General features: G+C 34.3%; 9 protein-coding genes. 5 read left to right on the top strand and 4 right to left on the bottom strand.

The features are described from left to right. Positions 1–26: 26 nt before the first annotated feature. The 3 genes from asnS to ACQY44_RS14980 form a co-directional block, all read right to left on the bottom strand. Positions 27–1,475 (bottom strand): asparagine--tRNA ligase, encoded by a 1,449-nt coding sequence (gene asnS, locus ACQY44_RS14970; RefSeq protein ID WP_078006881.1) that lies wholly within the window; start codon positions 1,473–1,475, stop codon positions 27–29. 349 nt (positions 1,476–1,824) lie between these two features. Then, a complete protein-coding gene (locus ACQY44_RS14975) occupies positions 1,825–2,304 on the bottom strand; it encodes a hypothetical protein (RefSeq protein WP_428231124.1) in 480 nt (159 codons plus the stop codon). A gap of 79 nt (positions 2,305–2,383) precedes the next feature. Continuing rightward, a complete protein-coding gene (locus ACQY44_RS14980; RefSeq protein ID WP_428231125.1) occupies positions 2,384–4,750 on the bottom strand; it encodes an efflux RND transporter permease subunit in 2,367 nt (788 codons plus the stop codon). A gap of 177 nt (positions 4,751–4,927) precedes the next feature. Here ACQY44_RS14980 and ACQY44_RS14985 point away from each other — a divergent pair, with 177 nt between their 5' ends. The 5 genes from ACQY44_RS14985 (at position 4,928) to ACQY44_RS15005 (ending at position 10,008) form a co-directional block, all read left to right on the top strand. Then, positions 4,928–5,257 carry a DMT family transporter gene (locus tag ACQY44_RS14985; protein ID WP_428231126.1) on the top strand — a complete coding sequence of 110 codons (330 nt, stop codon included), beginning with the start codon at positions 4,928–4,930 and terminating at the stop codon, positions 5,255–5,257. Between the two features lie 256 nt (positions 5,258–5,513). Further along, positions 5,514–6,272, top strand: coding sequence for a sensor histidine kinase (locus ACQY44_RS14990; protein WP_428231127.1), 759 nt, complete (start codon positions 5,514–5,516; stop codon positions 6,270–6,272). After that, positions 6,235–6,954: a LytR/AlgR family response regulator transcription factor gene (locus ACQY44_RS14995; protein ID WP_428231128.1), complete on the top strand. Its 720-nt coding sequence runs from the start codon at positions 6,235–6,237 to the stop codon at positions 6,952–6,954. The genes ACQY44_RS14990 and ACQY44_RS14995 overlap by 38 nt, the downstream gene beginning before the upstream one ends. 113 nt (positions 6,955–7,067) lie before the next feature. Next, positions 7,068–9,338, top strand: a complete 2,271-nt coding sequence (locus tag ACQY44_RS15000; protein ID WP_428231129.1) for a cation:proton antiporter — start codon at positions 7,068–7,070, stop codon at positions 9,336–9,338. A gap of 298 nt (positions 9,339–9,636) precedes the next feature. Beyond that, complete coding sequence (locus tag ACQY44_RS15005) at positions 9,637–10,008, top strand: hypothetical protein (protein ID WP_428231130.1); 372 nt, start codon at positions 9,637–9,639, stop codon at positions 10,006–10,008. 395 nt (positions 10,009–10,403) lie between these two features. Here ACQY44_RS15005 and ACQY44_RS15010 read toward each other — a convergent pair whose 3' ends face one another. Continuing rightward, positions 10,404–12,896, bottom strand: coding sequence for a DUF5686 family protein (locus ACQY44_RS15010; protein ID WP_428231131.1), 2,493 nt, complete (start codon positions 12,894–12,896; stop codon positions 10,404–10,406). Positions 12,897–12,927: the final 31 nt, after the last annotated feature.

Consider the following 12,927-nt stretch of genomic DNA (forward strand, 5'->3'; position numbering starts at 1 on the left):
CCTGAAACAAATTTTAAAACTTTTTTTTAGAATTCTGCATTTCCAGGAGTTCTCGGGAAAGGAATTACGTCTCTAATGTTTGTCATTCCGGTTACAAACAATACAAGGCGCTCAAATCCTAATCCGAAACCTGCGTGAGTTGCTGAACCAAATCTTCTGGTGTCTAAATACCAGGATAGTTCTTCTTCGTCGATTTCTAAAGCTTTCATTTTTTCGATCAAAACGTCGTAACGCTCTTCTCTTTCAGATCCGCCAACGATTTCTCCAATTCCAGGGAAAAGGATATCCATTGCACGAACGGTTTCTCTTCCAGGCTCCGTGTTATCGTTCAAACGCATATAAAACGCTTTAATATTTGCCGGGTAATCAAACAGGATTACCGGACATTTAAAATGTTTTTCAACCAAATAACGCTCGTGTTCTGATTGTAAATCAGCTCCCCATTCGTTGATGATGTATTGAAATTTTTTCTTTTTATTTGGAGTAGAATCTCTCAAAATGTCAATTGCTTCGGTATAAGAAACACGTTTGAAATTGTTTTCCAATACGAAGTTCAATTTCTCTAACAAAGCCATTTCGCTTCTTTCTGCCTGAGGTTTTGATTTTTCTTCGTCTAAAAGTCTTCCTTCTAAAAACTTCAAATCATCCTGACAATTGTCTAAAGCATATTTAATTACATACTGAATGAAATCCTCAGCCAAATCCATGTTGTCATCTAAATTATTGAAAGCAACTTCCGGCTCAATCATCCAAAATTCTGCAAGGTGACGCGAAGTATTGGAGTTTTCTGCTCTAAAAGTTGGTCCAAAAGTATAAATCTGACCCAAAGCCATTGCATAAGTTTCTCCTTCTAATTGTCCCGAAACCGTTAAGTTGGTTTCTTTTTCGAAAAAATCTTCTTTATAATTTACTTTTCCATCTTCTGTCCTTGGTGTATTGTCAAAAGGCAAAGCCGTAACTTTAAACATTTCTCCTGCGCCTTCAGCATCAGAACCTGTAATAATAGGTGTGTTTACATACACAAAACCTTTTTGTTGAAAATAGTTGTGAACCGCAAACGACAATACAGAGCGCACACGCATAATAGCACCAAACATGTTTGTACGAACACGTAAATGTGCATTTTCGCGCAAGAAATCTAAGCTGGGCTTGTTTTTTGGCTGTATCGGAAATTTCTCTGCATCAGAATCTCCTAAGATTTCCAGTTTGTTTACCTGAATTTCGTATTTCTGACCCGCACCTTTACTTTCAATCAAAGTACCAATTACAGAAATCGCGGCTCCGGTTGTGATTCTTTTTAAAGTTTCGTCCGGAGTATTTTCAAAATCAACAACACATTGTATATTATTAATGGTAGAACCGTCATTAAGCGCGATGAACTGATTATTTCTAAAAGTTCTCACCCATCCTTTTGCATTAACCTCCTGAAGCGTCGTCGTACTGTTTAATAAGTCTTTAACTTTTGTGTGTTTCATTTTATATATAATATTGAAATTAAATTATTTGTTGTGTAATAACTGCAAATATAAACGATAATAATTAAAATTAGAAGCTGTTTCCCGCTATCCGCTATATCTTTTTATTGCTAAAGGAGCAATAAAAAGGATGCCGCTGCTATCGGGGGCTAGGGCAATCGTTCTTATAAGAGACAGTTATTTTCTATTATTTCTCTCTTTTTTTTCATTCCGAGGAACGAGGAATCTCCGCAAGAAACTCCATTTAGAGAATCGCCAATCTTTGTAGAGCCCCTTGCTGAGATTCCTCGTTCCTCGGAATGACATATTTATGGTTATCTCATTGTAGAGAGATTATTAATTCTTTAAATTAAGTAATGATTTCGAATGTTTCATTGAATTTTTGTTCTAATTTTTTCATTTCTCGTTTAGTACGCCATCTGGACAAAAACACACTAATAACAAGGAATAAATTAAAAACGATATATACTTCTGCCGGGGTTTTGTCTATGCTAATTAGCACTGAATTTATTAATACAAATGCGACAATTGGAAAATACTTTATCCAGATAGTTGAGAATTTATGAGTTGGTTCAATGATGTAACTAATATTTAATGTATTATTTGCTGTTTTGTATTTGCCTTTGATTGTATAAAATGTTGGTGATACAGTTGAATTAATTGTTAAACGAAATGTTGAATCGTCAAAATTCCCATAAAAAGGTTTCCAAAACCCTTCAAATACTTTGAATAACCAAAATGGACTAATAAATTTAAATTTTGGATTTCCAATTACCGTGTTGCTTTTAATTTTATTTCTAAATTCAGTCGCATCAAGCTTTGACTTCATAGTGTTTTTTAATTAGTTAGTGCAACGTTAGCTCTGAGCTATAAATTAGTGAAAATTAGTGTAATTCGTGGCAAAAAATCTACCCCTCCAAATTCTCCAAATCCTCTTTCTTAGCCTTCTTTTTCTCAAAAGTCAAAACCAAAGCAGGTAAAACCAATAAATTAGCAAACATTGCAAAAGCCAAAGTACAGGAAATTAATCCACCAAGTGCGATTGTTCCGCTAAAGCTTGAAAGCGTGAAAGTCGCAAAACCTAAGATCAAAACTACCGAAGTATAAAAAGTACTGATTCCTGTTTCTCTCAAAGCACTGAAAACAGATCTTTTGACTTTTCCGTTGCTTTGAATTAGATCGTGTTTGTATTTCGCCATAAACTGAATTGCATTATCAACCGAAATTCCAAATGCAATACTGAATACTAAAATTGTTGAAGGTTTTAACGGGATTCCAAAATATCCCATTAATCCGGATGTAATACAAAGTGGCAAAATATTCGTAATGACTGATGCCATAACCATTTTAAACGATCTGAACAAGTACAACATTAATCCTGCAATTACTAAAATCGCAAAAATTAACGATTCGATTAAGTTGTCAACCAGATAAGAAGTTCCTTTCTGGAACACTAGTGCCTTTCCGGTCAAAGTCACTTCATAACGATCTTTAGGGAAAATTTTATCAATTTTAGCATGAAGTTTCTTTTCCACTTTGGCCATTTCCTGCGTTCCAATATCCTTCATGAAAGTCGTAATGCGGGCATATTGTCCAGTCGAATCAACATAAGATTTCATTAAGTTGTCTTTGCTATTTTTCGTTGCATTCTTCGCATAGGATAAAATAAAAGTCTGTTCCTGCGAAGTAGGCAATTGATAATATTCCGGATTTCCGTTGTAAAAAGCTTGTTTCGAATATTTAACCAAATTTACGACTGAGACCGGTTTTGAAAGTTCAGGCAAACTATCAATAGTCGCTTGTAATTCATCCATTTTGCGCATGGTCGATAACTTCATAACACCTTTTTTATGTTTGGTGTCAATCATGATTTCGAGAGGCATTACCCCGTTAAACTCTTTTTCGTAGAATAAGATATCTTTATAGAATGAAGCGCTTTTTGGCATTTCTCCAATCAGACTTCCGGAAACTTTCATTTGCGAAACCCCAATGACACTAAAAACCAAAAGCAGACCATAAATAATATAAATTGTTTTCCGCTTGTTTTTTACCACATTTTCTACAAAATTCAATAAAGTTGCAATGTAGGTTTTATTCAAATGGTACAAATGTTTTTCACCTGGAATCGACATGAAACTGTAGACAATAGGCACGATCAAAAGTGTCAGTAAATAAACTGAAATCACGTTGATCGAAGTTACCAATCCAAACTCAAAGAGCAAATCATTACCCGTAATCATAAAAGTTGCAAAACCTATCGCCGTAGTCAAATTTGTCATCAAAGTAGAAACTCCGATTTTAGAAATAATACGTTGCAAAGCTTTTGCCTGATTGTTGTGTAATTTGATTTCCTGCTGGTATTTATTGATCAGGAAAATACAATTTGTAATTCCGATTACAATAATTAATGGCGGAATAATAGCGGTTAGAATCGTAATTTTATAATGAAATAACCCAAGTGTTCCAAAAGACCAGATCACACCAATGATCAAAATACAAATCGAGATAAAGGTGGCTCTGAACGAACGGAAAAAGAAGAAGAAAATCAAGGAAACGGTGAATAAGGCCGCACCAATAAAGAGGCCGATTTCACCTTTCATATTATCGGCATTAATCGTTCTGATGTAGGGCATTCCGGAAACTTTCAAATCGATTCCGGTTGTTTTTTCGAACTTATCGATTTTCGGAACCAGATTTTCAAGAATAAATGTTTTTCTCTCAGCGGTGTTTACAAGCGCTTTATTGATGTAAACGGCAGAACGAATACTTCCGCTTTCTTTATTAAACAATAATCCTTCATAAAAAGGCAAATTGTGAAATAAATCGTATTGTATTTTTTTTAAATATTCGGGATCAAGTGTTTTGTTTGGATCAATAAACGGAGTCAGAACGAATTTTTCGTTAACAGTATCTTTCTCTAGTTTTTTTAAATCGTTTAATGAAACGACCAAATCAACTTCTTTAGCGTTTTTTAAACCCGTCATTAATTCATTCCAGGCGGCATAGTTTTTAGGTGTAAAGAATTTAGGGTCCTGAAATCCAATGACCACTAAATTTCCTTCTTCACCAAATTTGTCCAGAAATTTTTGATATTGTTTATTTACGATATGATCTTTAGGAAGCAAATTGGCTTCTGTATAAGTCATAGCAAGGTTTTTCCATTGATAACCAAGGAAAATCGTTAAAGCAGATAGGATTACTAGTATTACTATTCGGTTCTTAAGTATGATTCGGGCTAGTTTTTCCCAGAATCCAACTTGTACTGCGTTTTTCATAAAATCTTTAAAATGGATGCAAATGTAGTGAAAAGTGCTCTAAATCATAAATAATCAGTTCGGTTTTTACTGTTTGTTAACATAATAGGTACGGTCATTTTTACGAAAAATGATCTATTTTGTGCGATTCTACGTTAGCTTTTCTCATATTTGTACTGAATTTAAAACGAAAAGAACATGAACTGGATTTTATTAGTAATTGCAGGACTTTTTGAAGTTGGATTTGCATCTTGTTTGGGTAAAGCCAAAGAAACAACAGGAATGATTTCGACGTATTGGATGATTGGCTTTTTTGTTTGTCTTTCGATCAGTATGTTATTATTGTATAAAGCCACACAAGTTTTACCTATAGGAACTGCATATGCTGTTTGGACAGGGATTGGAGCAGTTGGAACCGTTTTGGTTGGGATTTTGGTTTTTAAAGAACCGGCAACTTTCTGGAGAATATTTTTTCTGTCAACATTAATTGCTTCGATTATTGGGTTGAAGTTTGTTTCCAGTCATTAAAAATTGGCCCACAGGTTTTACGGATTAAGCTGGTGCGCGCGGATTTTTTTTATTTTTAAAATAATAAAATATGCCACAGATTACACAGATTAATTGCTGGCAAATTATTAGAAAAAATCTTTTTAATCATTTTAATCAGTGGCAAAAAAATAGCACGCAGATTTTTCAGATCAGGCAGATATTATAATTCGTGCTTATTTGTGACTCGAGCGACAGCGAACAAACGAAGTAAATTCGTTGCAAAAAAACATAACATATGCAAGACAACACTATCACTTTTATATTTCTGGCGATTCTTTTATTGCTTATCGTAATCATTTGTTTTTTAATGTATCAATTGATGCAATTCAAAAAAGCAAAAGATGATGCCGAGAAAAGTTTTTATGCACTCGAAATGAAAGTCAACGATTTGCAGTTAGAAACTTTAGAATCAAAACTGAATCCGCATTTGTTTAAGAATATTTTAAATTCGATTCAGTCGCACGCGTATCAAACCTATTTTGCATTGGATAAACTGGCCAATGTTCTGGATTATATTTTATACGAAAGCAAAAAGAAATTTGTCACGGCAAAAGAAGAAATTGATTTTGCACTGAACTTAATCGAAATCAATAAAATCAAAATAAGTCCGCTTTTTGAATTGAAGATCAAAACCAATATCAACAAAGAAGATAAATTATACGATCAGCCTTTATTGGCGCCTTTAATTTCGATTGATTTAATCGAAAATGCTTTTAAACATGCTGATTTGCAAAGCGCGGATGCCTTTATTTCGGTTGTTTTTGAGTTTAGGGATAATGCCTTTTTTATGACGGTTTCGAATAAAATATCAGATAAAAAAGTACTCAAAAAAGAACGCAGCGGTTTTGGTCATGCGACTTTAGAACATCGACTGCGTATTATTTATAAGAATAACTTCAAACTTGATAAGTTTGTAGAAAACGACGTTTATATTGCTCATCTTAAAATAGATTTACTTGAATACAAAACTGAAATGCTTGCTGCTGGACGATGAGTTACCCGGATTAACATACCTCAAAATGCTTTGCGAACAAATTCCTGAAGTAGAAATTGTAAAAACGTATAACAATCCTGAGAAACTCCTTGCCGATATTCCGAATCTCGATTTTGATTTGCTAATATCAGACATCGAAATGCCCGGAATTGATGGTTTGCATCTGGCCGAAATGCTGGACAATAAATTGGTGATTTTTTGTACAGCTTATAAAGAATACGCTGCGGATGCTTTTAATATTGATGCAGTAGATTATATCACAAAACCGGTAAAACTGGAACGTTTGCAAAAAGCGATCTCAAAAGCTTTCGAGCGTTTTCATAAACCGGATGCACCTAAAAAATTCATTCAGTTAAATACAGACAAAGGAAAAACCTTGTTGTATTTTAATCAGATTCAATATATCAAAACAGCGGTGAGCGATAGTCGTGATAAAACGGTTCTTTTAGCTGATGGCAGTTTTCTGAATTTGAAAAATGTAAAGTTTGATACGCTTTTAAATGAATTGCCCGAAGCTGATTTTTGTCGTATTAACAAAAAAGAAATAGTCGCTGTAAAGGCAATTAAATTTTTTAATCATAACGAAATTGTTTTGCATCATTTAGAAAAAAAGGATAAAAACAGCACCTTAATTTTAAGCGAAACCTATCGTTCTGACTTTTTAAAGAAGGTAAAATTATAACTTATTACAAAGTTTTTCGGACTTGTTACATACATTAGAAATTAGGTTTAAAATTACTTTATCACTTAATTCTCAGTTCTGATATTTGCACCACTAAAATTAAAAAACGAGTTATGAATAACATAAAAAACTCTTTGTTTTACGTTACTGTTATTGGTGGTTTTACAGCTCTGATATATTGGGTAATTTCAAAAGGTGCCGCACTTGAAGTGGGGCGCGGAATCGTACATAAACAAATCGAAAGCAATCATTGGAATGATTTTCTTAATTCAATGGTCGAAAATTTAAAACATCCTCTTGCTATTTTATTGGCTCAGATTGTGACTATTATTTTAGTGGCGCGTTTGTTTGGATGGGTTTTTAGAAAAATAGGACAACCATCTGTAATTGGCGAAATGATTGCAGGTATTGTTTTAGGCCCCTCTTTGGTTGGGATGTATTTTCCTGAATTCTCAGCAGCTTTATTTCCAAAAGAATCATTAGGAAACTTACAATTCTTAAGCCAGATTGGTTTGATCCTTTTCATGTTCGTTATTGGGATGGAACTAGATCTGAAAGTATTAAAAAATAAAGCACACGATGCCGTAGTAATAAGTCATGCCAGTATTGTCATTCCTTTTGCTCTGGGGCTGTCATTGGCTTATTTTATCTACCATACTTTTGCTCCTGTTGGGGTTGAGTTTGCGTCGTTTGGTTTGTTTATGGGAATTGCCATGAGTATCACGGCATTTCCGGTATTGGCCAGAATAGTGCAGGAGCGGGGCATGCAAAAAACTAAATTAGGCACTATTGCCATAACTTGTGCGGCAGCAGATGATATTACGGCCTGGTGTATCCTGGCTGTTGTAATTGCGATTGTGAAAGCAGGTTCGTTTACGAGTGCTTTATATGTAATAGGTTTGGCTATTTTGTATGTAATTGTTATGCTAAAAATAGTTCGTCCGTTCTTGAAACGTGTTGGAGATTTAAATTCAACTCGTGAAAGTCTGAATAAACCGGTTGTTGCTATTTTCTTCCTAACCCTTTTATTCTCTGCTTATGCTGCTGAATTAATCGGAATCCACGCTTTGTTTGGTGCTTTCTTGGCCGGAGCGATTATGCCGGAAAACAACAAGTTCAGAAATATCTTTATCGAAAAAGTTGAAGATGTTGCGATCATTGTTTTATTACCGTTATTTTTTGTTTTTACAGGTTTACGTACACAAATAGGTTTACTGAATGATCCTTATTTATGGAAAGTCACGGCGGTAATTATTGCAGTTGCTGTTGCCGGGAAATTCTTAGGTAGTGCTTTGGCTGCGAAATTCGTGGGACAAAGCTGGAAAGATAGTTTGGCGATTGGTGCTTTAATGAACACTCGTGGTTTAATGGAGCTGGTGGTTTTGAATATTGGTTATGATCTGGGCGTTCTTTCTACAGAGATTTTTACCATGATGGTCATTATGGCTTTGGTAACCACTTTTATGACAGGTCCCGCTTTAGATTTTATAGGCTTTATTTTTAAAGATAAAGTGAATGTGGTTCCTCAGGAAATCGGGAATAAGAGCAAATACAAGATTTTACTTTCGTTTGCCACTCCTGAAAGAGGTAAAAAATTGTTGAAAATCGCGAATAGTTTAGTTAAAAAACAAGGCGATAATTCGATTGTAACAGCGATGCATTTATCATTGAGTACTGAAATACATTCTTTTGATGTAAAAGATTACGAACGAAAAATGTTAGTTCCGGTCATTGAAGAATCGGAACGCCTGAGTCAGAATATGGTGAGTATTTTTAAAGTAACCAATGATATTGATACAGATATTCTTGATACAGCGAATCAAGGCGAATATGACTTATTGCTAGTAGGCTTGGGAGAATCTATTTTTGAAGGAACGTTACTTGGAAAGATTCTTGGTTTTACAACCCGAATCGTAAATCCGGATCGTTTGATTGATAAGTTTACCGGAAAAGAAGGGTTATTCGAAAATTCTCCTTTTGATGAAAGAACGCGTCATATTATTGCTAAAAGTAAAATGCCGGTGGGTATTTTTATCGACAAAGACTTAGAAGAAGTCAATCAGGTTTTTATGCCAATTTTTAGTAAGGAAGATTCTTTTTTAATTGAATATGCTAAAAAACTAATCAACAATAACGGCTCTCAGATTACAGTTCTTGATGCTAGTGGTGAAGTAAAAAACACCAGAGATATTCAGGAAACGATTCGTTCTATCGAACAAATTGCACCCAATCATATTATGATTATGCACGACAGAACCATCAAAAAAGAGTTTTTAGAAAATCAGAATCTGATGATTATTAGTTTAGACAGTTGGAAAAAACTAATTGAATCTCAAAGTACGTGGTTGAATAATACACCTTCGGTTTTGATTTTGAAACCATAAAGGGGGAAATAAATTCCAAATCCCGATAGCTATCGGATAAAATCCCAAATTTCAATTGTTATGATTGGAGTTTGGGATTTTTTTCATCCGGACTCGAAGAAGTAGTACATGATAAACTCCACAAAGATTGGCAATTGCCTTTATGAAATTAAGATGTCAGGTTTTGGTGTGCTTCATTGTTATTTTGTATAACAGTACTATATTTATTTTTAAGTTAAATCTTATATAAATTTTGGGTAGAGATGAAAATTAAAGCCTCTTTTTCTTACATTTGATAATTGTCCTTAAATAAATAGAAATGAAAAAGTTGATTTTTGTTATATCAGTTATTATTCTTGTCTCTTGTTCTTCAAATAATGATGATACTGGTGTTTTTTATCCACCTTCCTGGATTCAAGGTAAGTGGAAAGACAACGTATCGGGTGATGTTTTAGTGTTTTCTAAACGTGACATACTATATACCACAAGTAATGGTGAAGTTTCGTTAAGTAAACAGTCTTATAAATTTACAAATAGTACAATACAAGTAATTTCAAGAACTTCAGATTCTTACATATTGGATTATATAGAAATTAAGGGAGGTGTGCCGCTAAGATTTAATTTTTTGAAAACTGCAGATACAAAAATGGAATCAAAAGGTTATTTGCGTGGGAATTTTATAAAGCAATAAAAAATGTAAACTTTTTTAGGGCGAGAGAACTTTACGGGAACGAGAGAGACGCTCGCACCAGTGTATGAGTGACAAATTGGATGGCAGTTTAAAATTTCAGGTTCTTATGAAAACAGATATCTTAGCCCTGACAGAAGCGGTGTCCTTTTTCTTGCTCCTTTAGCAGGAAAAGATACAAGCGGATAGCAGGACACAAGCGATAGTGACTGACGAAGTAAATAGCTCCTGAAAATTCCAATTAAAATTTTTGTGGTTGCAATCTTGTTGTTTTTGTATGAGTAAATCGTACCAGAAATTCCCCAAATAAAATTGCTAATCTTTGTCGATTTACGACTGTGATTTCTCCTTACGTCGAAATGACAAACTGGGCGTCAGATAAAAATATTCGATTTTAGTTATAACCCCAAATCTAAAACATAAGAAATCTTAACGGCAATATTGTCCTCAAATTTCAACAACTGATTTGGTCCATAGCGGTAAAAACCTCCCAGACCAAAACCTTTATAAATCTTGTTGAGTTCGATTCCGGATTCAAAGAAACCTCTTTCTAAGGTCTTGTAACTTGGACCTACATGTTGTTCGGGATGTTCCATGGTTCCCCATGCCATTCTCGTAACTAATACTAACGAAGGACGAACTTTTTTGAGGATTCTTATTCGGTCAAAACCATGTTTGATTTGAAAAAAGATGTATTGACTCGAGAAAAATTCATTAAAATACATGGTTTCAAAGCTGTTGCGGCCGGCAAAAGTAATACGCTGAACCACCGTTTCTTTGGTTAAGTTATTGGGCATTGTGTTGTACAAATGGGTAAGCGGAACGTCACCCATAGCATATCCTCCTTGTAATAGTAAACTTGTTTTTTGACCGTTTAGGTATTTTTTTTCATATTCGGTTTTGAAATCTATTTTTCCAAAAGTAAAATCGTTTCCTAAAACATCAGGTAAAGACTGGGTGTACTGAAAAGTAAATCTCGGAAATCTTTTTTCCGATTCATTTCTTCCGCCAGGCGTTTGCATAAAATCGCTAAAGGGTGCCCAGACAATGGAAACCATTGCGGTTGTCATGACGTAATTGGAATATAATTTGCCGTTATAATTAAAAAGATAATCAAATTGGGACTCAATGTCGTTTCTTGCCAGTTCTAAGACTGCTTCGGTCTTGGGAATGATTTTGGTTTGAACATTCGCTTTCCAGCCTACATACTTATAGAAAGTACTAATGTTGATCGGGCGGGGATCATAAATTTTAAAAACACGTTTGTCAACGGCAAAAACAGTACTTGCAATTTCGCGAACATCATCTGTATAATATCCGTTTACCCAGGTATTGGTGCTTTTATCGAGTAAAACTCCGGTTCCTAAGCTGTATTTGACTTCACCATCTTTTGTTCCGTATGCTGAATATCCTTCGATTCTGAAATTTTTAGAAAAACGATCATTAGTAATTCCGCCAAGACCTAATCGAAAGCCTTCGTAGTTGTTGTAACTGATAATTTTTTTCAGGTCGAGATCAACGGGACCAATCGGGACATAGCCATTGATTATTTTTCGGCCAAATCCCAAACGATTTTCAATTCTTTTCTTGATAGAAATACTGTCTATTAATTGATAGGTTTTTTGGCTTTTTAAGTCTAAACTTTCTTTTCTGTACGCATTCCAGAATTCTTCCGGTTTTTTGTGGGCATCGTCTTTAATTTCAATATAAAGCGCCGGATTTTTTATAGGCTCATGTGTGTTGTAATGAATGTCGAAATTATTGCTTTCTGAGAGTAAATAGGTAAAATCCGATGCTGATTTTTTTCTGGGTTCAAAGTTGTCTTCAATATCTCCGTCAAACTGAATCGTTCCTCCTAAAATTTTAATATCGTCGTCATTTTTTCCTTTTACGATTTTGAATGTAGTATTGCTCTGAAACCATACTTTTTCGCTCGGTACATATTCAAATTCATGAATGCCGCTAATATCGAGAACGCCTTTTATGCGCATTACAGCTTTGGCTATAGCAAAGTTTTCCTGATCAATATACAAGACGCCTTCCAGACCCGATGATTTTCTTTTTTGTTTGTTCCTGAAGTAAATCATATAAGTCTCGCGGCCTTTTATATTTACGGTGTCAAGTAATTTATAGTTGTAATTTGCGGTTGCACCGTTCGAAATGGGGTTTTCATATTTGGTTTCGAATAGCTCATACTTGTTATCATAAATAGATATTGACTGCAGATTGAAGGCAATAACTTCGTAAATTGGATTTTTAAATCCCGCCATTTTGGTACCCAAAATAGTTTCTTTTAGCTTGTTGTTTCCAAACTGATATTGTGAAACTTTTTCGGTTTGAAATAAATGTTGCTTGCTGACAATCTCTTTGAATTTATAATCAGACGAATCGATATTGATGCGTTTTTTATTGAAATCTTTATAAGCTGCAGTAGAATCGATTCTGCCGTCTATAGAATCAGGATTGGCAGTAACGATAAGTTTGTTGTAACTTTTATATTCAAAACTAGTCAGTTTTTTTTGTGGATTGTTTTTGTCTTTATTTGCAATCACTTTTCTTATGATCGTTAAAGCCGGATTTTCATTAGAAATGACTACTTCTTTCAGATCATCGGTTTTTTGAGAAAGTGCAATCAAATAATATTTTTTGTCTGTAATAGCAACAATTTTGGTTTGAAAACCGATATAGGAGACAGAAAAACTACTTGCAGTTGCAGAAGGTTTAAAAATGAATTTTCCGTCAACATCAGTAATGGTATTGATATTGTCAGAAGTCGTTATCGTAGCAAAAGGGAGTGGTTTGTTGTTGGGGTCGGTTACAATTCCGTTTATTTGAAATTGCGCCTGAATAGTAAGCGTGAAAAACAATGACAATAAACAAAATAGCTTCATACAGGATATTATAGTTTCAAAAACGAAAAGA

The organism is Flavobacterium sp. (assembly GCF_965277525.1).
Classification (GTDB): domain Bacteria; phylum Bacteroidota; class Bacteroidia; order Flavobacteriales; family Flavobacteriaceae; genus Flavobacterium.